Source organism: Oceanimonas sp. AH20CE76, from assembly GCF_039654065.1.
GTDB classification, from domain to species: domain Bacteria; phylum Pseudomonadota; class Gammaproteobacteria; order Enterobacterales; family Aeromonadaceae; genus Oceanimonas; species Oceanimonas smirnovii.
In genome coordinates this window covers 1,516,525-1,539,495 of record NZ_CP155481.1, presented here as the reverse complement: position 1 = coordinate 1,539,495, position 22,971 = coordinate 1,516,525, and the positions used below count along the sequence as shown (strand labels likewise).

The window sequence follows — 22,971 nt, the reverse complement described above, 5'->3', positions numbered from 1 at the left end:
GCTGAAGCGGCAGCTACAGGTGCATTGTTATTTGGCGGAGTTCAGGTGAATAGCGGGGTTGTTTGTGAGGTGGGTTGCCCGACTGAAGTCGGGCCTACAGGTGCAAAAATACAGGTGTGGGGTTGTTTGTGGAATGGGTTGCCGCGCGTAAAGCGCGGCCTTTATTTTGTTACGCCGCCTCCCCTGCAAAGCCGCGCAGGCCCACTACGTGCACGTGCTCCTGGTTGCCGTGCACCTTGCGGATGAGCTTGTAGGTGGTGCCTTTTTCCGGGCTGATGTTTTCTGGGGCGGCAATCAGCAGCTGCATGTCCTGGCGCTCACACAGCTCGAACAAAGTGGCAATGGAGCGGGCGTCGAGCCGCGCGGCTTCGTCCAGGAACAGCAACCGGCAGGGCAGCACGTCGCGGCCACGCAGGTGGCGGGCTTCTTCTTCCCAGCTTTGCAGCACCATCAGCAAAATGGCCTGGCCGGTACCAATGGCTTCACCGGTAGAGAGCGCGCCGCTTTCGGCACGCAGCCAGCCGTCGGCACCACGCTGCACTTCAATGTCCAGCTCCAGGTAGTTGCGATAATCCAGCAAGGCCTGGCCCAGCACCTGCGGGCTGCGATCGCCCCGCTCCAGTTCGGGGTTCAGCCGCTGATACAGCTTGCCCATGGCCTCGGAGAAGCTGAGCTCCTTGCTGCTGAACAAGTCCTGATGGCGGCCTTCCGGGTCGCTCAGCGCATCCAGCAGACGCTGATAGGTGTCACGAATGTTCACGTTCAGGCGCACGCCGGCCACCAGACCAAAGCGAATGTTCTGCAGGCCCTGGTTCAGCTGGCGAATACGGGTTTGCTCCCGGCGAATAATGGTGTTGATCTTGGCCGCCACTTCCACGGAAGACAGCGACAGCTGGCCTTCACGCAGGGTGAGCTCGTCGGCCAGGCGCGCCAGCTCCACTTCCATTTCTTCCAGTGCTTCCACCGGATCGTCGGCACGAATAATGTCGTGGCGAATGCGCGCCTTGAGATGGCGGAACACCAGAATGTAGAACTGCACCTTTTGCAGGGTGTTGCGGTTGCCCTCGGAAAGGCGCAGGGCATCGCGCAGCTCTTCGTCGTGCTCCACCGCCACCCGCAGGGTGCCCAGCGCTTTGTCGGACATGGAGCGCAGCTCGTCGGCATCGAGGTAAGCCAGTTCGGGCCGTTTGAGCCGGCGCTCCACATCGTGATCCCGCGCCAGCCGCTCCACCCTGGACCAGTTGGCCTTGTGGGCCACCAGCGCCTTGCGGGCGGCAAAGTAGCCCTGGCCGTCTTTGGACAGGCGTTGGCTGAGGGAGTCAATTTCCCGCTTGGTGACCTGGCGCTGGGCCTCGGTCTGGCTGCGCTTGTTGCGGGTTTGCACCAGCTCGTTTTCCAGCTCGCGCTTGGCGTCTCGGGCTTTTTGCTCCATGTCGTCGGCAAGGGTAATGCCCAGGGCCGCCAGCTCCTCGCGGAACTCACTCAAGGTGCGGTTGCGGGCATCGCGGCCGGTCACCAGGGCGGTGCGGGCCTGCAGGGCGTCACTTACCCGGCCGGCCAGCTGCTCGGCACGCAAGCCGGCCTTGCGGCGGGCTTCCTCGGCCTGGGCTAGCTTGGCCTTGAGGCTGTCATTCATGGCCGAGCTCTGGCTCAGCAGCTGCTCGGCATCGGCATAGGCCAGGTGCGGCAGCCGGGCCACCAGCTGGTTCAGGGCATAGGTGCGGGCACGGGCCTCGGTCAACTCGCTTTCCGCCTGCTCGGTGGCGGCCTTCAAGGCATCAAAGCCGGCCGGATCCTGGCGCAGCACCTGCACCTGCTCGGCCAGCCGGCCCAGTTTCTGGCCGTGGGCGGCCATAAAATTGCGGGCATCATTCAGTTTGTCGGCCTCGGCCCTGGCGGCTTGCAGCCGCTCGGCCACGCCGTCGTCGGCCAGAAGGGATGCCAACGGCAGCAGCTTGTGCAGCAGGCCCTGCTGCTCGCGCAGGCTCTCTACCTTGCTGGCCCACTGAGTGCGCTGCTCGGCAAGCAGCATACGCTCCTGCTCCAGTTCGTTTTGCTGCTCGGCCAGCTCGGCCAGCAGCTCTTCCGGGCTGGGGGCAAAGGCCTGTTGCAGGCCGTCACTGACAAAGTCGCTCAGCTGATGGTACAGCCGGCTGTGTTTTTGCTGGGCAAAGGCGGCCTCGGCATAGCGGGCGCTTTCCACTTCCAGCTCGTCACGCAGCTTTTCCACCTGGGCTTCCCGGGCGGCGCGGCCAAACAGCGGCACGGCAGGAAAACGGGAGTAGCGCAGCTGGCGCTCGCCGTTTTGCACATACACGGCCCCTTCAAGCTCGGTGGCCTGCAGCAAGTCTTCGTCAAAGGCGTCGGGGTTGCCCTGAATGAGGTACACATCGGGCGGGCAGCTTTCCAGCGCCTGCAGTTTTTCCAATGCGGCTTGCGGATCCGCCACCACAATGGCGTTGCGGGCCGGGCCGTACAGCGCCTCGTAGTAAGGGGCGTCTTCCACTGCTATGTCGTCGTACACCTCGCACAGCAGGGTGCCGCCCAGGTGCTCGCACAAAGACACCAGCTCGGGCGAGGCATCGCTGCCGCCGCTCAGCACGCGAATGTGCTGCTCCAGCCGCTGTTTGGCGGCGAGCGCATTTTGTTTGGTCTGCTCGGCCTGGTGCTCGTCCCGCAGGGCCTGCTGCATGGCGGCGGTAATTTCGCTGCTGTCGGTGAGCGGCTGGTTAGACAGCTCCCGCAGCCGCTCCAGTGCCTGCTGGGCCTTGTGCCAGGCCGGAGCCTGGGCTTTAAGCTCGTTAATACGCGGGGCCAGCTGGCCTTCGGCGGACTGCAGCTGGCGCTGGGCCTCGCTGCACTCCGCCAGTTGCTCTTCGGCTTCGGCCTTTTGCTCGTCCAGCTCCGCCAGTTGCAGCTCCAGCTCCTCTTCGCTTTGTACCTTGCGGTTAAAGCGGGCCAGATCCGCCTGCAGCTCGCGCACCTTGTGCAGCCGGGCCTCGGCCTGCTCGGCGTCTTTCAGGGTGCGGCGAATACTCTCTTCCCGGCTCAGCAGGCTCTGGTGCTCACGGCCCTGCTCAATCAATTGAGTGGCCTTGCCAAAGGCGGCAGCGCGGTCCACCGGGCCGGCCACGGCTTCCAGCAATGTCAGCGCCTGGTCATACTGGGCGCGAGCGGCCTCGGCCAGACTGAGCTGCTGGCGTTGCTCCAGCACGGTCTGGGTCAGTTCCTGCTCGCGTTGCTGGTGGCGCTGCTCTTCTTCCTTGGCCTGCTCGGGCTCAAGTGCCGGCAGCTCGCAACGGGCGCGCACGTTTTCCAGCGCCTGACGGGCCTGGCGATACTGAATGGCGCGGGTCTGCTGAGTGTCGAGGGCTTGCTGATAGTCGGCCAGCTGGCTCTTCAGGCTGTCTACCTCGGCGTCGGCCTCGGTGCGGGCGTCTTGTGCTTCCTGATGTTCGTCCTGCAGCTCGGCCAGCATGTCTTCCTGAATGGCGAGCTTTTCTTCCAGCTCGTCCAGCTCCAGCTGGTAAGCCTGAATTTTCTCATTGAGCTTGACCCCGCTCATCACCTTGGCGAGATGCTCGGAGGCAATATCCAGCTCGTCGGTCAGCATGCGCTCCTTGGCCTGCAGGTGCTCGTATTCATCGGCCAGATAAATCAGCCGGGCCTTTTCTTCGGCCAGAATGCGGCGCTCTTCCGCCAGGGCCTTGCGGGCCGAGAGGGCGAGATCCGACAGCCGCTGCTTTTCAGCGCTGTTGCGCACATAGTCGGCGGCAGCGTAATGGGTGGTTTCGGTGATCAGCTGGCGGAACAGGTCGCGCTGACGCTGGGTTTCGCGAATAGACTCCAGGGTGCGGCGGTTTTCAAAGATCGCCGCTTCCATGTCGGTAAAGGCCTTGCGAATGCCGGCGTTCTCCGGCAGCAGATAATCTTTCAGGCTGCGGCTGATGGTGCTGGAAATGCCACCATAGAGCGAGGCTTCAATCAGACGATAGAACTTGACCCGATCCCGCTGATCTTTCAGCTTGCGCGGGGTCACGCCCATGTCGAACAAAAAGTTGTGATACTCGCTCACGGTATTGAAGCGGGAGAAACGCAGTCCGGCTTCCACGGCGGCCGCCTTCAGCTCGTTGAGCGAGCGCACCTGGCCGCGACCGTCATCCAGGCGGCTTAGCAGCAGCTCGGTGGGGGCCGCGCCCTCATTCACATCCTGCAAGGCAAAGGGCACCAGGTTCACCTTGTTGTCGCGGTTGGCCACCTGCTCCAGGTGCACGCCAAACCACACCCGCTCCTGCTGGGAGGTGGTCACCTCAATCAGCGAGTAACAGTGACCCCGCTGCAGCTTGCCATACAGGCCCTTGTCGCGGCTGCCGGACTGGCTGCCCGCTTCCGTGGTGTTGCGAAAGTGCAGCAGGCTGAGATCGGGGATCAGCGCCGCAATAAAGGCCGCCATGGTGGTCGACTTGCCGGCGCCGTTGCCGCCGGACAGGGTGGTCACCAGCTGGTCCAGATCAAAGGTGCGGGCGAAAAAGCCGTTCCAGTTGACCATGGTCAGGGATTGAAACTTGCCTCGGGTCACACTCACTGCTCGTTCTCCTGCTCGTCCTGCTGTTCGGTGCCGGCAACGGCTTCGCCTTCCTTAATCATGCGCAGTTGCAGCTCGCGCGGATCCTCGTCGCTGCGCACGTCGGCGGCAAAGCGGAACACCGCTTCGGTAATACGGAATTTGTCCTGGCTGCCCACGCTGCTCACCATGCCAATGCGCTTGAGCCGGCGAATGGCGCTTTTGAGCTTGTCGGCCAGCTTGCGCTTGTCGAGATCACTGCCGCCGGCGCGCTGGTTCACCATGCGCAGCAGCGCCTGCTCGTTGGACAGGGTTAAAATCTCTTCCTGCAGATCCTCAACGGAGAACACCCCTTCGTTGATCAGCCTGTCCGGGCTCAGGTAGAGGTAGCACAGCACCTTGCCCACCAGCATTTCCAGCTCGGAAAGAATGGAGGTGCCCAGCTCACTGGTGGAGCGCGGCCGCAGGTAATAAAAGCCCTCGGGCGCGCGCACCAGCTCGGCCTGGTAGCGCTGATAAAAGGCGTCGAGCTCGGGGTAATACTCCTGCAGCAGCGAGTGCTGCTCCAGCTCGTCGGCGGTTATGTGCCGGCCCGACCGCAGCTGGTTGTCGAGGGCCGGAAACAGCGGATTGGCTATGGCCTGAACCAGTCGCGGGTCCAGGGCCTGATCAGTATTGGTCGATAACATGTGCTTGTACCTTGGCCCCGTGGGCATTAATGGGTTGCCAGTCGGGCATGGGCGCGCCCGCCAGTTCGCCGTCGGCATGGCCGAGCTTGACCGCCTCGTCAATCAGCAGGCGCGCAATGTCAAAGTGCTGGTAATGAGGGTAATCATTCAGGTAATCGCGCAGCACCCCGGCCAGATCAAGGGGGCGGCCGGCGACGGAAAACACCTCCAGGTGCTCGCGAATGCGGCCCGAGAGCTCAGCGGCAATGTCGGTCATGTCCTGATATTCGAGCTCCACCGGCAGCTCGCCGGTGACTTCCTCGGCATAGGCGGCCATGGTTTCGTCGCGCAGCTCCAGCAGCGGCAGGGTCTGGCTGACCCGCAGCCGCCAGTTGTGGTGTTCAAAGTGGCGGATGGACTCCCGCAGCCGCTGGCTGAAGGCACGGTTCTTGTCCATGTCGATGGCGGTGCGAATAAAGCGGTGCACGTGACGGTCGTAGCGGGACCACAGCTCGATGCACTGGCTGCCCCAGTGAATAATGGCGTCGAGCCTTGCCTGCAGTTGCTGGCACAAAATGGCCACCGCCTCGCCTCTGGGGCTTTGCTGCAGCTGCTCTTCAATGTTGAGCAGGCTTTGTTGCAGGCCATGACCGGCTTTATCCAGGGTGTCCTGCAGTTCCCGCAGGGTGATGCCGGTTTCCCGCAGCAGTTGCTCACAGGCGTGAATGGCCTCGTGCCAGTTCTTGTTGAGCAGGGCGGCGATGTTGGCCTTGACCGCGTTTTGCTGCTCGTCCATGGTGCGTTGAGTGTCGTCAATGCGCGCCAGCTGCTCGGAGACCGAATACTTGAGCCGGCCTTCCACGTTCTGGGCCCAGCCTTGCTCGTCGGGGTTGGCGGCAATGGCCTCGGCCACCCGCTCCAGCTCCTGGGCAATGTGCTCCAGCAGCAGCGACAGCTTGATCTGGCTCACTTCCCGCTGGGCGGCAAAAAATTCCACTATGGCCAGCCCCAGCCGGGTGAGGCGATAGAGGCTTTCGCTCTCGCCGCCGTCGCCCTGAAAGCGGCTCAGCAGGCGCTGGCGCACCAGATCGTTAATGGCGTTGTTGGCCCGGCTGACTTGCGTGTCGGCGGCCTGGTCAAAGCCCTTGCTGATATAGCCAAAGGCGTGGTGCAACTCGGCCTCGCTCAGTTGCGGCTGCTCGCCGCCCCGGCCAAAGATGTGCACCGCCAGCAAAAAGGCCAGCCGATCAGGGGGCAGGCTTAAGCCCAAATTTTCCTCTCTGACCCAGCCGATCCAGTCCGGCAGAGTCCGGGACATTTCCGTCATGGTGTTGCTCTCTTCACTTTGTGCGCAAATACGTGCATATAGCGACCCAGGTGCATAAAGGGCTGGGTGCGGGAGTGGGCCAGCTCCATCTGTATAATTTCTTCCTCGGTGGGAAAGGGCCCGTGCACGTTCGACATATAATCGTGAAACACCCGCACGCCGCTGCGTCCGGTTATAACAAAGCCAAGCTCACTCAGCCAGCCGTCTACCTCGGCGGGCCGGCAGGGCCAGCCCGGTGTCAGTTTCTGGCGTCGTTTTCTGACCAGGTTGGCGTGCACATAATCGAAGTTGCCTTTTACCAGGCTGTGATAAAGCAGACCGTCGCGGTTGTAATACATGAGCGACAAATGCCCGCCGGGGCGCAGCAGCTCGTTCAGACCGGACAGCAAATCCGCCTGATTTTGCACCCATTCCAGCACGGCATGGCACAGAATAAGGTCGAACTGACCCAGGCCGGCCGAACATAACGACTGTATGGGGCCGTGAATAAAGTCGAATTGCTCAGTCAGGCCCTTGTCGGCCACCTGAATCCTGGCTTCTTCAAGCATTTCGGCAGACAAATCACACAGCACCACACTGTGGCCCTCGGCGGCCAGGCGCTGAGACACGGGGCCAAAGCCACCGCCGGCATCAAGAATGCGCAGGGGCCGCTCGCTTTCCGGCAGCCATTCGGCCAGATCCCGGCTCAACACCCGCAGGCGAATTTGCCCCTTGGTGGTGCCGTAGATATTGCGGGAGAAAGTGCGGCTTTTGCCGTCAAAGCTGGTGTTACGCGTCAAACCGAGTGTTTCTTGTCATTTCAAAGGCAGCTATTCTGGCATAACCCGTACGGTTAACAAATGCGAGAGTGCATGACCGCTTCCTTTTTGGCTAAAAAATGGCTGGGCAGCCTGCTGTTACCCCTGCCCCTGCTGCTTTTAACGGCGTTGTTTGGTGTGTTTCTGCTGATGATGCGCCATAAGCGCAGTGGAATTGTCTTTGTGTCTGCGTCTCTTTTGGCACTTATGCTGCTCAGCACCCGGCCGGTAGCCAATGCGCTGATTGCCCCGCTGGAGCAAACCTATGCGCCTTTTAACGCGGGCAGCCAACCCGTTGACGATATTATTGTGCTGGGTGCCGCTCAGGTGGCAGACCCGCGCCTGCCCCTGCTCAGCCAGCTGGGCAATGCGGCGCTGGCGCGCATCAGCGAAGGAGTGCGGCTGGCTCATGCTTACCCGCAAGCCCGGCTGATTGTAAGCGGTTATGCCGGCAGCGAGGGCCGCTCCAGTGCCGAACTTTATGGCGAGGTGGCGCAGGCACTGGGCATAGAGGCCAGCCGCATTGTGATGCTGCCAGAGCCGAAAAACACCACCGAGGAAGCCGCCGCCATCACGCCGCTGATTAAGGATCGCACGGCGGTACTGATCAGCTCTGCCAGCCACCTGCCCCGCGCCATGGCGCTGTTTGCTGCCAAGAACGCCGCGCCTCTGCCTGCCCCTGTTGATCATCAGGCCAAAGACAGTGCCGGCACCTTGCCGCTATATAGTTACCTGCCTCAGGCGCGATATTTAGCGCGCAGCGAGCTGGCCTGGCATGAATATCTGGGCCGGCTGTGGATAGAAGTGCACAAGCCTTAGCAAATCCCTATAATCCCCCATCATTTAACTGAAAGGAACTGACCAATGCGACAGACTCTGGTAATGGGTAACTGGAAACTGAACGGCAGCAAAACCATGGTGCACGAGCTGATTTCTGCCCTTAAGGCGCCTGCCGCCGACGCCGCCTCTGTGGCTGTGGCCGTGTGCCCGCCCGTGCTGTTTTTAGGCCAGGCCGAAGCCGAGCTTGCCGGCAGCCCCATTGCTTTGGGCGCACAGGATGCCGACATCAATACCAGCGGTGCCTTTACCGGTGAAAACTCGCCGGCCATGTATAAGGAATTTGGTGTTAAATATGTGCTGGTGGGCCACAGCGAACGCCGCACCCTGCACAATGAGTCCGATGCCGTGGTGGCCGCCAAGTTTGCCGCCGTGCTGGAGCAAAATCTGGTACCTGTGTTGTGCATTGGTGAAACGCTTGAGCAGTTTGAAGCGGGCGAAACGCAAGCCGTGGTTGAACGCCAGCTGCAGGCCGTGATTGACCGGTGCGGCATTGAGGCACTGGGTCGTGCTGTGATTGCCTATGAGCCGGTATGGGCCATTGGCACCGGCAAAACCGCCACTCCCGAGATTGCGCAGGGTGTGCACAGCGCCATTCGTCAGTTCCTGGCTGCACAAAGCGCCACTGTGGCCGCCGGCGTGCAAATTCTTTACGGTGGCTCGGTAAAAGGTGACAGCGCCGCCGGCCTGTTTGCCATGGAAGACATAGACGGTGCTCTGGTGGGCGGTGCCGCCCTCAAGGCCGACGAATTTGCCGCCATTATTCGCGCGGGGGCTTAAGGGATTTCATGATTAAACGCATTGGAGTACTCACCAGCGGTGGTGATGCACCGGGCATGAACGCGGCCATTCGGGCTGTGGTGCGTACCGGCCTGCATCATGGTCTGGAAGTGTTTGGCATTCAGAGTGGTTATCTTGGTTTGCATCAGGATCAGATAATACCGCTGGACAGGCACAGTGTGTCGGATGTGATTACCCGGGGCGGCACCTTTCTGGGCTCGGCACGGTTTCCCGAATTCAAGCAGGAGCAGGTGCGGGCAGAAGCGGTGGCCAACCTGAAAAAACACGGCATAGACGGCCTGGTGGTGGTGGGCGGCGACGGCTCTTATATGGGTGCCATGTGCCTGACCGAAATGGGCTTTCCCTGCATCGGCATTCCCGGCACCATCGACAACGACATTGCCGGCACCGACTTTACCATAGGCTTTGACACGGCCCTGAATGTGGCAGTGGAAGCCATTGACCGGCTGCGGGATACCTGCAGCTCCCACAACCGCATTTCGGTGGTGGAGATCATGGGCCGGCACTGTGGCGATCTCACTTCCTCTGCCGCCGTGGCCGGCGGTGCGGAATACGTGATTGTGCCCGAGGTGGCCTTTGACAAGGATGAGCTTATTCAGCAAATTCACGAAGGGGTGGCCAAGGGCAAAAAGCACGCCATTGTGGCCATTTGTGAAAACGTCTGTGATGTAAACCAGCTGGCCAGAGATATTCAGGATGCCACCGGCCGCGATACCCGCGCCACCATTCTGGGGCATATTCAGCGGGGCGGCACCCCCACGGCGCAAGACCGTATTATGGCCAGCCGCATGGGTGCCCGCGCCGTGGAGCTGCTGCTGGAAGGGTTTGGCGGCCGCTGCATGGGCCTGCAGAATAACCATATTGTGCATCACGATATTATCGACTGCATCAAGCACCTGCGCCGCCCGTTTAACGAAGAGATGTATCAGCTGTCCAATACACTGTTCTGACCTTCAACCCCCTCCCAACCTCCCCCTTGAAAAGGGGGAGGAGCGTATAAGTCGCCTCCCCGTTTTAAGGGGTAAGCAAGAGCTGTTCCATCCCCTTTTTAAGGGGTAAGCTAGAGCTATTCCCTCCCCTTTTTAAGGGGAGGGTCAGGGTGGGGTTGGTGCCAGCCCACATTATTGATAAGGCCAGCGCCGTTTGGCCTTCTGCTTGTTATAACCAATGGTCATAATGGTGCTTTGTTCTTTGTTGTGAGCCGTTATGCAGCAGATTGATACCCTGACATTAATACTCGCCGCCCTCGCCTGCTTTACCGGTGCCTATGTGCAAACCGCCATCGGCTTTGGCATGGCAGTGGTGGCCGCGCCCATTTTGTTTTATCTCGATCCCGTGCTGGTACCCGGCCCCTTGATGATGGTGCTGCTGGTGATGTGCCTGGTAAACGGCTGGCGCTTTCGCAAGGGCATAGAGATGAACCTGCTGGCGCCGGCGCTGCTGGCTCGCATTCCCGGCAGTGCGGTGGGTGTGTGGCTGCTGGTGGTGCTGCCCGTTAAATGGCTGGCAATACTCATTGCTGTCACCATTATGCTGGGTGTGCTGGTGCGGCTGAAAGACATTGCTCTGCCCATGACCAGAGCCAATATGGCGCTGGGCGGGTTTCTGTCGGGGGTGATGGGCACCAGCACCACCATAGGCGGGCCGCCCATGGTGCTGGTAATGCACGGTGCCGACATGCACCGCATTCGCGCCAACCTGGCGGGCTTTTTTGTGGTATCTACCCTGATGTCGGCCGGTGCGCTGGCCAGTGGCGGCTTTCTTACTCAAACCCACCTTGAGCTGGCGCTGCCCCTGGCCCCCGCAGCCCTCTTCGGTAACTGGCTGGCGGTGCACAGTTTGCACCTGGTGTCGCGGCCCGTGATGCACTACGGCTCTTTATCACTCTGTACGTTGGCGGTTATCGGTATGTTAATCAATACCTTGACGTAAACCCGTGTAAATCGTGGCATTGTTAAACGGGTCATAAAGTCCGATAATAACCCCCGTTTATTGCTGAATGCCGAGTGATCATGTCTGAATACCTGCTGCTGTTTGTCGGCACCGTGCTGGTCAACAACTTCGTGCTGGTGAAGTTTCTTGGCCTGTGCCCGTTTATGGGGGTGTCGGGCAAACTGGAAACCGCCATTGGCATGGGGTTGGCCACCACCTTTGTGCTGACCCTGGCTGCCGCCTGCTCTTATCTGGTGAACCAGTATATTCTGCTGCCGCTGGATCTGCTTTATCTGCGCACCCTGTCGTTTATTCTGGTGATCGCCGTTGTGGTGCAGTTCACCGAAATGGTGGTGCATAAAACCAGTCCGGCGCTGTATCGCCTGCTGGGCATTTTTCTGCCGCTGATCACCACCAACTGCGCCGTGCTGGGCGTGGCCCTGCTCAACATCAACGAGCAGCACAACTTTATGCAAAGCCTGATCTACGGCTTTGGGGCCGCCGTGGGCTTTTCCCTGGTGCTGGTGCTGTTTGCCGCCATGCGCGAGCGGCTGGCCGGTGCCGATGTGCCCGCCCCCTTTAAAGGGCCGGCGCTGGCGCTGGTGACCGCCGGGTTAATGTCACTGGCCTTTATGGGCTTTACCGGACTGGTGAAGTTGTAATATGACACAGATTCTTATCGCCATTGTGGTGCTGGCGCTGCTGGCGCTGGTGTTCGGGCTTATTCTGGGGTTTGCCGCCGTGCGCTTTCGCGTGGAGTCGGACCCCATTGTGGAACAACTCGACGAGCTGCTGCCGCAAACCCAGTGCGGCCAGTGTGGTTACCCCGGCTGCCGGCCCTATGCCGAAGCCGTGGCCAACGGCGACGACATTAACAAATGCGTGCCCGGCGGCGATGCCACCATGCGCAAAATTGCCGATCTGATGGGGGTAGAGCCCCAGGCCATGGGTGAAGACGCCGCCGAGCCCGAGAAAAAGGTCGCCTTTATTCATGAAGACATGTGCATTGGCTGCACCAAGTGCATTCAGGCCTGTCCGGTGGATGCCATTGTGGGCTCTACCAAGGCGCTGCATACCGTCATTGCCGACGAATGCACCGGCTGTGACTTGTGCGTGGACCCCTGCCCCACCGACTGCATAGAAATGGTGCCGGTCAAGGTGACTCCCGACAACTGGAAATGGCAGCTTGAGCCCATTGCCATTAAGCAGGTGAAGTAAATGTCGTTGTTACAGGAACTCCAGGCAGGCAAACTGCACGACTTTCATGGCGGCATTCATCCGCCCGAGCGCAAAGCGCCCGCCAACCAGAGCCCCATTGCTGATGCCGGTCTGCCCGACGAGCTGGTGCTGCAAATCCGCCAGCATATTGGTCAGCCGGCCCGGCTGCGGGTAAAAGTGGGTGATAGCGTGCTCAAGGGCGAGCGCCTTACCGATCCCGATAATCCCATGATGATGCCGGTGCATGCGCCCACCTCGGGCATCATCAGCGCCATTGAGCGCCGGCCGCTGTGTCATCCGTCCGGGCTGGAAGGAGACTGCATTATTCTTACGCCCGACGGCAAGGACGAATGGCGCCCGCGCTATCCCATGACCGACATTCACACCATGGATGCGGATGTGCTGCTGCAGCGCATTCATGAATCGGGCATTACCGGCCTGGGCGGCGCGGGTTTTCCGGCTCACGTTAAACTGCGCCCGCGTAAAAAAGCGATAGACACCCTGATCATCAACGGCGTGGAGTGCGAGCCCTATATCAGCGCCGACGACCGCTTAATGCGCGAGCACGCCGATGACATTCTGGCCGGTGTGGGCATCTTGCAGCATATAGTGCAGCCCGGGCTGACCGTGATAGCGGTGGAAGACAACAAGCCGGAAGCCCTGGCCTCGCTGCGTGAAGCCAACCGCAGCGAGCAGATACTGGTGGTGTCTGTGCCCACCAAATATCCGTCCGGCGGTGAAAAGCAGCTGATTGAAGTGCTCACCGGCAAACAGGTGCCCCGCAACGGCCTGCCCGCCGACATTGGCATAGTAGTGCAGAACGTGGGTACTGCCTTTGCGGTGAAGCGCGCCGTGCTCGACGACGAACCCCTTATTCAGCGGGTGGTGACTCTGGCCGGCGAAGGCTTTGGCCAGAAGTGCAACGCCTGGGTGCGCATTGGCACGCCGGTGCGCCATCTGCTCAAGCGCTTTGACTTTGTACCCGGCCCCGAGCCGCGCATTATTATGGGCGGGCCCATGATGGGCTTTACCCTGCACACCGCTGCTGCGCCCGTGATCAAGGGCAGCAACTGCATTCTGGCTCCGGGCGGGCACGAGCTGGCACCGCCGGCGGCAGAGCAGCCCTGCATTCGCTGCAGCCAGTGCGCCGACGCCTGCCCCGCCAGCCTGCTGCCCCAGCAGCTGTACTGGCATGCCCGCGCCAACGAGCACGACAAGCTCAACAGCCATCACCTGTTCGACTGCATTGAATGTGGTGCCTGCGCCTGGGTGTGCCCCAGCCAGATCCCGCTGGTGCAATATTACCGGGTAGCCAAGGCCGATATTCGTCAGGCCCAGCGCGAAGCCGAACAGGCCGAGCAGGCAAAAAAACGCTTTGAGGCCCGTCAGGCCCGGCTGGAGCGGGAAAAAGCCGAGCGTCAGGCGCGTCAGCAAAAAGCAGCTGCCGAGCGCAAGGCCCGCATGAAAGAACAAGTGGACGCCGGTGGTGAAGATCCGGTGGCTGCCGCACTGGCCCGGGTAAAAGCCCGCAAGCAGGCCGAGGGCACCGACGACATGGCCGCCGCCCGCGCCGCCCGCAAGGAAGAAGCCCGCCGCAATCGCGAGCGCAAGGCGGCAGAGCAAAACGCGCCTGAAGCGGCTCCGGCGACAGATGACAAAAAATCGGCGGTAGCGGCCGCCGTCGCCCGCGCCAAGGCCCGTAAAGCGGCACAAGCCGCCGGGCACGCCGAACCGGCTCCCAGACCCGAGCAGGCAGAAACCCCGGCTGATGATAAAAAAGCGGCGGTGGCCGCCGCCGTGGCCCGTGCCAAAGCCCGCAAGGCGGCGCAGGCTGCTGAGCAAGCCGAACCGGCTCCCGGGCCCGAGCAGGCAGAAACCCCGGCTGATGATAAAAAAGCGGCGGTGGCCGCTGCGGTGGCAAGAGCCAAGGCGCGCAAAGCGGCGCAGGCTGCAGAGCAAGCCGGGGCCGCACCGGCAGAAGCCCCCGCCGAAAAGCCGGCGGAAACATCTGACGACGATAAAAAAGCCGCCATTCGCGCCGCCGTAGCCCGGGCCAAGGCCCGCAAGGCTGCTGCCGCCAACTCAAACACAAAAACGGAAGACGAGTCCTGATGGGTTTTCATATCAGCAGTTCACCCCATGATCATGCCCCGCTCAGCACGGCCACCCTGATGCGCAGGGTCTGCTATTGCCTGCTGCCGGGCATTGCCATGCAATGGTGGTTTTTTGGCTGGGGCAGTCTCATTCAAATTGCGCTGGCGGTGCTGACCGCCTACGCCGCCGAAGGGCTGGTGCTGACTCTGCGCAAGCGTCCGTTAACCATATTGCAGGACAACTCGGCCCTGCTGACCGCCCTGCTGATTGGCATTGCCATACCGCCGCTGGCGCCCTGGTGGATGGTAGTAATAGGCACCGCCTTTGCCATTATTATTGCCAAGCAACTTTATGGCGGCCTGGGCCAGAATATTTTTAACCCCGCCATGGTGGCCTATGTGCTGCTGCTGGTGTCGTTTCCGCTGCACATGACCAGCTGGCTGCCGCCGCTGGAACTGCAGCAATACCCGCCCGGGCTGGCCGACAGCCTGTCGGCCATTTTCACCGGTTATACCCTGGACGGCTTCAGCCCGCACCAGCTGCGGGAGCTGGCAGACGGCACCACCATGGCCACGCCGCTGGATACCCTTAAAACCGGCTTTACTCAAGGGTACACCGCCGGTGAAATACTGAGCGAGCCGGTCTTTGGCGGCCTGGCAGGCATTGGCTGGCAGTGGGTGAATCTGGCCTATCTGGCCGGCGGCATGGCGCTGCTACGGTTAAAGCTCACCAGCTGGACCATTCCGGTGTCCATTCTGGCCACCCTGGCAGTGCTGAGCTTTCTCGGCTTTATGATCTCGCCGGATAACACCGCCGGACCGCTTATTCAGCTGTTTTCCGGTGCCACCATGGTGGGCGCTTTCTTTATTGCCACCGATCCGGTGTCGGCTTCCACCACCTTCAGAGGCCGGCTGATCTACGGAGCCCTGATTGGCCTGCTGATTTACCTTATTCGCACCTTTGGCGGCTACCCCGATGCCATTGCCTTTGCCGTGCTGCTGGCCAATTTAACCGTGCCCATGATCGACAGCCTGACCAAACCCGCCACCTACGGAGAGCGCCGCTGATGCTGGAAACCATGCGCAAAAACGGACTGGTGCTGGCCGCCTTTGCTTTGGTGTGCACCGCGCTGATTGCCCTGACCAACAGCCTGACCCGCAGCACCATTATTGAGCAGGAACAGGCCCAGCTGCTGGCGGTGCTGAACGAGCTGCTGCCTGCCAGCACCCACGACGAGCCGCTGTATGAACACTGTGTGGCGCTGCAAAGCCCGCAATATCTGGGCAGCCGCAATCCCCTGCCGGTATTTACCGCCGTTAAGCAAGGTGAAATACAGGGTTATGCCATTGAAGCCATTGCCCCCGACGGCTACAGCGGTGAAATCAAGCTGGTGGTGGGCGTGAATGCCGACGGCAGCCTCTCGGGCGTACGGGTGCTGAACCACAACGAGACCCCGGGCCTGGGCGACAAAATTGAACTGAAAAAATCCCGCTGGTTGCTGGACTTTGACGGCAAGCGGCTGAACGGTGCCGACGACCCGCGCTGGGCAGTGCGCAACGACGGCGGTCAGTTTGACGCCTTTACCGGTGCCACCATTACCCCCCGCGCCGTGGTAGGTGCGGTGCGCAAGGTACTGCTGTTGGTTAACGAGCAGCCTCAGCTGCTGACAACAGCCCCTCGCTGTGGAGAAACCTTATGACAGAACAACACAAAGACATTGTTCGCCAGGGCCTGTGGAGCAATAACCCGGCACTGGTGCAAATTCTGGGGCTGTGCCCGGTGCTGGCCGTCACCAATACGCTGACCAACGCCATGGGCCTTGGCATTGCCACCCTGCTGGTGCTGGTGGGCTCCAACCTCACCGTCTCACTGGTGCGCCAGTGGGTGCCCAATGAAGTGCGCATTCCCATTTATGTGATGATTATTGCCAGCCTGGTGACCTGTGTGCAGCTGCTGATGAACGCCTACACCTACGGGCTTTATCAGTCCCTGGGTATTTTTATTCCGCTGATCGTGACCAACTGCGTGATCATCGGCCGCGCCGAGGCCTTTGCGTCTAAAAACAGCCCAGCACTGGCGGCACTGGACGGCCTGATGATGGGCCTGGGCTTTACCGCCGTGCTGCTGGTGCTGGGCGGCCTGCGTGAGCTGCTGGGCATGGGCACCCTGTTTGACGGTGCCGAGCTGCTGCTGGGCGACTGGGCCGCCAGCCTTAAGGTTGACGTGCTGCATCTGGACAACGGCTTTTTGCTGGCCATTCTGCCGCCGGGTGCCTTTATTGGCCTGGGGCTGATGGTGGCCGCCAAAAACTGGGTAGATGGCCGCCTGGCAGCCCGCCGGGCACCGGCACCCAAGGCAGAAGTAACCCGGGCAAGAGTGACCTCACTTTGACTGCTCCCCTCCCTATAAGGAAGGGAATTCCCAATTCATCGAGAACAGGACACGGAGACTGGCCCCATGCCACTGACATTCTCTCCAAGGGCTAACACCGCCAGCCCGGCGGCTTTAATGTTGGTCGCGGCGTTAATGTCGCGGTCATGGTGTGCGCCACATTCGGGGCAGTCCCATTTCCTGACCGACAACGGCAGCGACGACAAGGTATGCCCGCAACCCGAGCAGCGTTTGGAGCTGGGGAACCACTGGTCAATGGCGACCAGTGAGCGCCCGGCCCATTCCGCCTTGTACGCCAACTGGCGCACGAACTCGCCCCATCCTGAATCAGCAATGGCCTTGCTGAGTTTCGGGTTGCGGATCAGGTTTTTCACTGTCAGGGATTCAACGCAGACTACTTGGTTCTCGTTAATCAGTCTGCGGGACAGCTTGTGCAAGTTGTCCTGTCGGCAATCGGAGATGTTGGCGTGAAGTTTCGCCACCTTCTGGCGGGCCTTGGCGCGATTGGCCGAGCCGAGCTTTTTCTTGCTCAGCCGGCGCTGTGCCTTGGCCAGCCTGGCGGCGTATTTCGCGCTATGGCGGGGATTGCCGATCCGCTCACCCTTGTCGGTGATAAACAGATCTGTCAGGCCCAGGTCAATGCCGATCATGTTGGGGGTGACCGGCAGTTTGCTGGACGCGAACTCACACAGGCAGCTCACAAAGTAACGGCCTGCCGAGTCCTTGGAAACGGTTACGGTGCTGGGCTCGCCGGGCAGTTCACGGCTCCAGCGAATATTCAGCGGGGTTTTGCTTTTAGCCAGGTACAGCTTGCCGTTCCGGTATTTGAAGGCCGAGCGGGTGAACTCCGCCGACTGGCGGTGGCGTTTGCTCTTGAATGCCGGATACTTGGCGCGGCCTTCAAAGAAGTGTTTGAAGGCGGTTTGCTGGTGGCGAAGGCATTGCTGCAAGGGCACACACGACACCTCAGACAGAAACGCCAGCTCAGGATCTTTTTTGAGTTCGGTCAGTCGGGCGTTAGCACCAACGTAGCCGATTTTTTCCTGACGCAGCTCAAACGCATCGGTACGCCAGCGCAGTATGGCGTTATAGACAAAACGCACACAGCCGAAGGTCCGAGCCAGCAGCTCAGTCTGTTCGAGGGTCGGGTAAAACCGATATTTATAGGCGCGTTTCGTCATGCGCTTAGTTTAGTAAACCACTGTATAGATAGCCAGTTTAAAAGGAGAGACGGGAACAGGGGCGGCTGACGCCGCCGTGCTATCCCTCCCCGCCCTGAAAGGACGGGGTTTCCCGCGCAAAATTGATGAACATGGAAAAACGCCGCCTTATTCTGAAGCGGCTGCGGGCGGAAAACCCCCACCCCACTACCGAGTTGAACTTCAACAACCCGTTTGAGCTGCTGATTGCGGTGCTGCTCTCGGCTCAGGCCACCGACGTGAGCGTGAACAAGGCCACCATTGGGCTGTTTGCCGCCGGCCCTACCCCCGCCGCCATGCTGGCGCTGGGTGTAGACGGCGTAAAAGAGCACATCAAGACCATTGGCCTGTTCAACTCCAAAGCGGAAAACGTTATCAAGACCTGTGCCATACTGCTGGAAAAGCACAATGGCGAGGTGCCGGAAAGCCGTGAGGCGCTGGAAGCCTTACCCGGTGTGGGCCGCAAAACCGCCAACGTGGTGCTGAACACCGCCTTTGGCTGGCCCACCATTGCCGTGGATACTCATATTTTCCGGCTGTCCAACCGCACCCGCTTTGCTCCGGGCAAAAACGTGGATGAGGTGGAGCAAAAGCTGCTAAAATGGGTGCCTGCCGAGTTCAAACTCGACGTGCACCACTGGTTTATTCTGCACGGACGCTATGTCTGCACCGCCCGCAAGCCCCGCTGTGGTGCCTGCGTGATCGAGGACTTGTGCGAGTTTAAAGACAAGCAATATCCGGCCGGTGAATAACCGCGCTAACACACAATAAACGGGAGCATCACATGCGTATTCTGCACACCATGCTGCGAGTGGGTAACCTGGACAAGTCCATCACCTTTTACACCGACATTATGGGCATGAAACTGCTGCGCACCAGCGAAAATGCCGAGTATGAATATACCCTGGCCTTTGTGGGCTATGGCGACGAAAAAGACGAAGCCGTGCTGGAGCTGACCTACAACTGGGGCACCGAAAGCTACGATCTGGGCAACGCCTACGGCCATATCGCCATTGAAGCGGAAGATATTTATGGTATGTGCGAGCAAATTCGCGCCGCCGGCGGCAAAGTCACCCGCGAGCCGGGCCCGGTAAAAGGCGGCAGCACCGTGATTGCCTTTGTGGAAGATCCGGACGGCTACAAAATTGAGCTGATCGCCAAAGACGACGCCGGCAAGGGGCTCGGACAATAATCCAGCCATAAGCTTTAAGCTGTCAGCTATAAGCCGAACCAAGGGCCTGTAAGCACACACCGTGCCTGCAGACCCTATGCTGTCATTCCGGCCCAAGAGCCGGAATCCATTTTAAAGACCAGACTGCTTCTGCAGACACAGCTGTGAACGCACAATCCCCGCCACTTACAGCTGATAGCTGACCGCTTACAGCTCCCCGAAGGGGCTTAACGCATGGGCAGCTCTACGTCTTCAAACAGCTTTTCTATTTCATCCGGTGACTTGAGGGCAATGGCCTTGTCTACTCGTTCACGGGTCAGGTGCGGCGCAAAGCGCTCCATAAAGTCATACATATAGCTGCGTAAAAAAGTGCCCTTGCGAAAACCGATTTTGGTGGTGCTGGGCTCAAACAAATGGCCCGCTTCAATGGCCACCAGATCGTCGTCTTCCACCGGATTCACCGCCATGCTGGCCAGCACGCCAATGCCAATCCCCAAGCGCACATAGGTTTTAATCACGTCGGCGTCGGTGGCGGTAAACACCACCTTGGGCTCGTAGCCGGCACGGTTGAATGCCACATCCAGCTCGGAGCGACCGGTAAAGCCAAACACATACGTAACCAGCGGAAAGCCGGCAATATCGGCAATGCCCGGCTTGCTGACGGAGGCCAGGGGATGATCCTTTGGCACCAGAATGCAGCGGTTCCAGTGATAACAGGGCAGCATGATAAGATCCTGATAAAGGTGCATGGCCTCAGTAGCAATGGCAAAATCAGACAACCCCTTGGACACCGACTCGCTGATCTGCACCGGTGTGCCCTGATGCATGTGCAAAGACACCTTGGGATAGCGGTTAATAAAACCCTTGATCACACCGGGTAACGCATAACGGGCCTGAGTGTGGGTGGTGGAAATGTTCAGCGAGCCCTGATCCGGGTGGGTGTGCTGGCTGGCCACCGCCTTGATGCTCTCCACCTTGCCCAGTATTTCGCTGGAAATGCGAATAATATCGCGGCCGGCAGGCGTGATTTGGGTAAGATGCTTACCACTGCGTTCAAACACCTGAACTCCCAGCTCATCTTCCAGCATACGTACCTGCTTGCTGATGCCGGGCTGAGAGGTATACAAACTCTCTGCAGTAGCAGAAACATTGAGGTTGTGGTTGGCAACTTCCACGATATAGCGCAACTGTTGAAGCTTCATGGTGCTCCGAATTCATGGTGACTTGTGTAAATACTACCAGACCTTGGCAAAAGATCCTCTGTATTGAGGCCGTTATACCTTATTAATGACCGGCTAACGGTCTGAAACTTCACTCTTTATTGATGCAGGACGTTAGCCAAAGCCCGTTCTGTGAGTTAACATTTCAGCTCATGCATGACCCATTCTAGCGAGCCTTGCCGATGATCCTGACCCTGGTACTGATAACCATAGGCGCCCTGCTGTTCCTCGTTATCGTTTACAACATGCTGCAGCAATATCGGCAAAAGCAGGTAGCAGAAAAGCGCAGCATTCTGATACGCCAGAACCAAATTGTGAATGAAACCGAAGAGCTGTTGCTCAACGCCGGCCAGTTACCCTACAGCCGCACTCTGGTGCTTACACTGTATCAGCGGGTCCGGCACAGTCTCAAAACCATGCTGGAAGCGGACCCGGGCAACCCTCAGCTAACCGGCCGGCTCAATAACGTCCAGCAGCAGATCCAGGACGCCCGAGACAACTTTCCGCCGGTGCAGGGCAGCTTTCGCCGGCCCGAGTCGGATCAGCAGGCACTGCATATGCTCAGGCTGGTGAAACGGCTGCGCAATGTGGTACGTCAGGAGCATAACCGCGGCAAGATAGGCTCTCAGGCCTTTGTGGCGGAAGATCGTCGTCTTGAGCTGGTGCAGCTGAAAATCAACCTTTCCAACCTGCTCAAACGAGTACGTATGAGTCTGAACAACCGGGAAACCGCCGCCGCCCGCCAGATGCTGGAAAAAGGCAAAAAAATTCTGGCCAATCTGCCCGATAAAGACGAGCAGCTGCTGAATATTGAAGAGACCATTCAAACCTGGATTAGCGACATGGACACCAAACAGCAGCAAGCCGAGCAGCAGAAGGAAGAAAAGGAAAACGAGAAATCCGAACTGGATGTGTTGTTTGAGCCCAAGCGGAAATGGTGAGTACTGTGTCTTCTCTGAATACCCTGCTGGGAAATACTCAGACCTTTTTTAGTGAGCTGGCCGCCGGCCTGGTAACGCATGGCCTGCCGCTGAACCTGGGCCCCATGGATCATATCTGTTACCGGGCCAGCACCAAAGCCGAATATTCAGCATTAAAAGACCGCCTTGCCGAACACGGACACATTCTGGTGGAAGGCATGATAGGCGGCCGCCCCATTATTACTTATGCCCTGCATCAGCCGCTGGCCAGCCCTTTTGGCCCCGTGCCCTGCCTGGAGCTGGCCGCGCCGAAACCCGGCAAAACCCATTACACCGGGCTGGAGCATGGCGAAATAGTGGTGCCCGACCTGCACACCTTGCTTAAAAACTACCCACATGTGCCGTTTCACCAAACCGCCATGCCCGCAGAGCTGACCCTGGCCCTGCCCCCGTTACAGGTAAAGTTTCACTGCCAAAGTCTGGCCGACACCATTGCCACGGAAATCGCCGAAGGCACCGTGGTACCAGTGCCGGAAGAGTATATTTAAAAACGCCGTCACTCCGGGTCTGCCCCGGAGTCCCCGCGAAGCGGATATGGCGTTTCATGCCTGACAACCGCGCTGCACCCGCCCCAGGCGCACCGTTAACGCTGCGGTCACGGCCATCACCCCTATCATGCCCACAGCCACCCCGGGCAGCCCGGCGGTTTGCCAGAACGGATAAAGATATAAACCGCCCAGGCTGGCACCGGCATAATAAAACACCAGATAAAGTGACGACGCCAACGCCCGGTTATGCGTGACACTGCGCCCTACCCAGCTGCTGGCACAGGCATGAGCCAGAAAAAATGCAAAGCTGTCGATTAACAGAGTGGCCATCAGCACCGGCAAACGCTCACTGAACAGCCCAAGGCTGCCCAGCGCCATCAGCGCAATGGCAGCAAGCAGCGTATTGGCCAGCCCAAAGCGGCTGATCAGCATGCCGCTCACCCCGGAAGCCACGGTGCCGGTAAGGTAAGTTAAAAACAGCAAACCCAGGGCCGCAGGTGCCATTGATACCGGCGGAGCCGACAAATAAAAGGCCACATAGGTGTATTGGTTAAGAAACACCATAAAATTAAGCCCACCCACCAGGTAAATGGGCCACAGCAGCGGATTGCGTACATGCTCCAGCAGAGCACGGCTGCCCTCGCCTTTGACAGCCGGCACAAAACAGCGGGAGTCGGGCAACAAGCGGGGCAACAGCGCCCACAGCAGCAGGCTCACCCCGCCCAGCACCAAAAAGGCCCCCTGCCAGCTGCCGCTCCAGCCGGCTATCAGGCCGCCAAATACACGCCCGCCAATGCCCCCGAGCGAGTTGGCTGCAATATAAATGCCAATGCTGGTCATCAGTGCCCGGGGCGTAAACTCTTCTCCCATATAGGCCACCGCCGTGGCCGGCAACCCTGCCAGAAAAAAGCCCTGCAGGCCCCGCAGCGCGACCAGGCTGGCATAGTTGGGTGCCCAGGCCATTAGCAACCCCAGCACAATGGCTACCAGCAGGGTGCCCAGCATCACTCGCTTACGGCCAACCCGATCGGCCATGCGCGCCCAGAACAACAAACCGGTGGCCAGCCCCAGCGTGGCCGCCGACAAGGCCCAGCCCGCTCCCAGCGCCGACAGGGAAAAATCCTGCGCCAGCATGGGCAACAGGGGCTGAGCCACATACAGGTTAAGAAATACCAGCACAGATCCCAGGCCCAGTGCCAGCGTGGCACGCCACCAGGGGGTTGTTCTTAACTCATGCATGACAAGCTCGTGAAAACTGAAAACATGCCCTCACTTTACGCCGGG

General features: G+C 59.9%; 21 protein-coding genes. 14 read left to right on the top strand and 7 right to left on the bottom strand.

Annotated elements, in window-relative coordinates:
- Positions 1 to 169: 169 nt before the first annotated feature.
- From mukB to N2M06_RS07470, 4 genes are read right to left on the bottom strand one after another with little or no spacing between them, the layout of a single operon-like run.
- Positions 170 to 4,585 (bottom strand): chromosome partition protein MukB, encoded by a 4,416-nt coding sequence (gene mukB, locus N2M06_RS07485; protein ID WP_346352098.1) that lies wholly within the window; start codon positions 4,583 to 4,585, stop codon positions 170 to 172.
- On the bottom strand, positions 4,582 to 5,253 hold the full coding sequence (mukE, locus tag N2M06_RS07480; protein ID WP_346352097.1) for a chromosome partition protein MukE: 672 nt from the start codon (positions 5,251 to 5,253) through the stop codon (positions 4,582 to 4,584). Before mukE ends, mukB begins: the two co-directional genes overlap by 4 nt.
- Positions 5,234 to 6,559, bottom strand: coding sequence for a chromosome partition protein MukF (gene mukF / locus N2M06_RS07475; RefSeq protein WP_346352096.1), 1,326 nt, complete (start codon positions 6,557 to 6,559; stop codon positions 5,234 to 5,236). The genes mukE and mukF overlap by 20 nt, the downstream gene beginning before the upstream one ends.
- Positions 6,556 to 7,338, bottom strand: a complete 783-nt coding sequence (locus tag N2M06_RS07470; protein ID WP_346352095.1) for a methyltransferase domain-containing protein — start codon at positions 7,336 to 7,338, stop codon at positions 6,556 to 6,558. The genes mukF and N2M06_RS07470 overlap by 4 nt, the downstream gene beginning before the upstream one ends.
- A gap of 72 nt (positions 7,339 to 7,410) precedes the next feature.
- Between N2M06_RS07470 and elyC the strand changes: the two genes are divergently transcribed.
- From elyC to N2M06_RS07420, 10 genes are all read left to right on the top strand, one after another.
- Complete coding sequence (gene elyC, locus N2M06_RS07465; RefSeq protein WP_346352094.1) at positions 7,411 to 8,175, top strand: envelope biogenesis factor ElyC; 765 nt, start codon at positions 7,411 to 7,413, stop codon at positions 8,173 to 8,175.
- Between the two features lie 45 nt (positions 8,176 to 8,220).
- On the top strand, positions 8,221 to 8,973 hold the full coding sequence (tpiA, locus tag N2M06_RS07460; protein WP_019935378.1) for a triose-phosphate isomerase: 753 nt from the start codon (positions 8,221 to 8,223) through the stop codon (positions 8,971 to 8,973).
- Between the two features lie 8 nt (positions 8,974 to 8,981).
- Positions 8,982 to 9,944: a 6-phosphofructokinase gene (gene pfkA / locus N2M06_RS07455; protein WP_019935379.1), complete on the top strand. Its 963-nt coding sequence runs from the start codon at positions 8,982 to 8,984 to the stop codon at positions 9,942 to 9,944.
- A 256-nt stretch (positions 9,945 to 10,200) separates the two neighbouring features.
- Complete coding sequence (locus N2M06_RS07450; protein ID WP_317074303.1) at positions 10,201 to 10,926, top strand: sulfite exporter TauE/SafE family protein; 726 nt, start codon at positions 10,201 to 10,203, stop codon at positions 10,924 to 10,926.
- Between the two features lie 80 nt (positions 10,927 to 11,006).
- On the top strand, positions 11,007 to 11,588 hold the full coding sequence (rsxA, locus tag N2M06_RS07445) for an electron transport complex subunit RsxA (protein WP_019935381.1): 582 nt from the start codon (positions 11,007 to 11,009) through the stop codon (positions 11,586 to 11,588).
- 1 nt (position 11,589) lies between these two features.
- On the top strand, positions 11,590 to 12,144 hold the full coding sequence (gene rsxB / locus N2M06_RS07440; RefSeq protein ID WP_019935382.1) for an electron transport complex subunit RsxB: 555 nt from the start codon (positions 11,590 to 11,592) through the stop codon (positions 12,142 to 12,144).
- Positions 12,145 to 14,256, top strand: a complete 2,112-nt coding sequence (gene rsxC / locus N2M06_RS07435) for an electron transport complex subunit RsxC (protein ID WP_346352093.1) — start codon at positions 12,145 to 12,147, stop codon at positions 14,254 to 14,256.
- A complete protein-coding gene (rsxD, locus tag N2M06_RS07430) occupies positions 14,256 to 15,305 on the top strand; it encodes an electron transport complex subunit RsxD (protein ID WP_346352092.1) in 1,050 nt (349 codons plus the stop codon). Before rsxC ends, rsxD begins: the two co-directional genes overlap by 1 nt.
- Complete coding sequence (gene rsxG, locus N2M06_RS07425) at positions 15,305 to 15,937, top strand: electron transport complex subunit RsxG (RefSeq protein WP_346352091.1); 633 nt, start codon at positions 15,305 to 15,307, stop codon at positions 15,935 to 15,937. The genes rsxD and rsxG overlap by 1 nt, the downstream gene beginning before the upstream one ends.
- Positions 15,934 to 16,629: an electron transport complex subunit E gene (locus tag N2M06_RS07420; RefSeq protein WP_346352090.1), complete on the top strand. Its 696-nt coding sequence runs from the start codon at positions 15,934 to 15,936 to the stop codon at positions 16,627 to 16,629. Before rsxG ends, N2M06_RS07420 begins: the two co-directional genes overlap by 4 nt.
- A 35-nt stretch (positions 16,630 to 16,664) precedes the next feature.
- On the opposite strand, the gene N2M06_RS07415 is transcribed toward N2M06_RS07420, so the two are convergent.
- A complete protein-coding gene (locus N2M06_RS07415) occupies positions 16,665 to 17,810 on the bottom strand; it encodes an RNA-guided endonuclease TnpB family protein (RefSeq protein ID WP_346352089.1) in 1,146 nt (381 codons plus the stop codon).
- Positions 17,811 to 17,935: 125 nt separating this feature from the next.
- Between N2M06_RS07415 and nth the strand changes: the two genes are divergently transcribed.
- Both nth and gloA read left to right on the top strand, forming a co-directional pair.
- On the top strand, positions 17,936 to 18,580 hold the full coding sequence (gene nth, locus N2M06_RS07410; protein WP_346352088.1) for an endonuclease III: 645 nt from the start codon (positions 17,936 to 17,938) through the stop codon (positions 18,578 to 18,580).
- A gap of 32 nt (positions 18,581 to 18,612) precedes the next feature.
- The gene (gene gloA, locus N2M06_RS07405; RefSeq protein WP_346352087.1) at positions 18,613 to 19,020 is read left to right on the top strand and encodes a lactoylglutathione lyase; all 408 of its coding nucleotides are present in this window, start codon (positions 18,613 to 18,615) and stop codon (positions 19,018 to 19,020) included.
- 206 nt (positions 19,021 to 19,226) lie between these two features.
- Here the strand turns inward: gloA and cysB are convergent, their stop codons facing one another.
- Positions 19,227 to 20,201, bottom strand: a complete 975-nt coding sequence (gene cysB, locus N2M06_RS07400; RefSeq protein WP_346352086.1) for an HTH-type transcriptional regulator CysB — start codon at positions 20,199 to 20,201, stop codon at positions 19,227 to 19,229.
- 200 nt (positions 20,202 to 20,401) lie between these two features.
- Here cysB and N2M06_RS07395 point away from each other — a divergent pair, with 200 nt between their 5' ends.
- Both N2M06_RS07395 and N2M06_RS07390 read left to right on the top strand, forming a co-directional pair.
- Positions 20,402 to 21,160 carry a DNA repair ATPase gene (locus N2M06_RS07395; protein WP_346352085.1) on the top strand — a complete coding sequence of 253 codons (759 nt, stop codon included), beginning with the start codon at positions 20,402 to 20,404 and terminating at the stop codon, positions 21,158 to 21,160.
- Between the two features lie 5 nt (positions 21,161 to 21,165).
- Positions 21,166 to 21,687 (top strand): VOC family protein, encoded by a 522-nt coding sequence (locus N2M06_RS07390; protein ID WP_346352084.1) that lies wholly within the window; start codon positions 21,166 to 21,168, stop codon positions 21,685 to 21,687.
- Between the two features lie 54 nt (positions 21,688 to 21,741).
- On the opposite strand, the gene N2M06_RS07385 is transcribed toward N2M06_RS07390, so the two are convergent.
- Positions 21,742 to 22,926 (bottom strand): MFS transporter, encoded by a 1,185-nt coding sequence (locus N2M06_RS07385; protein WP_346352083.1) that lies wholly within the window; start codon positions 22,924 to 22,926, stop codon positions 21,742 to 21,744.
- Positions 22,927 to 22,971 lie beyond the last annotated feature (45 nt).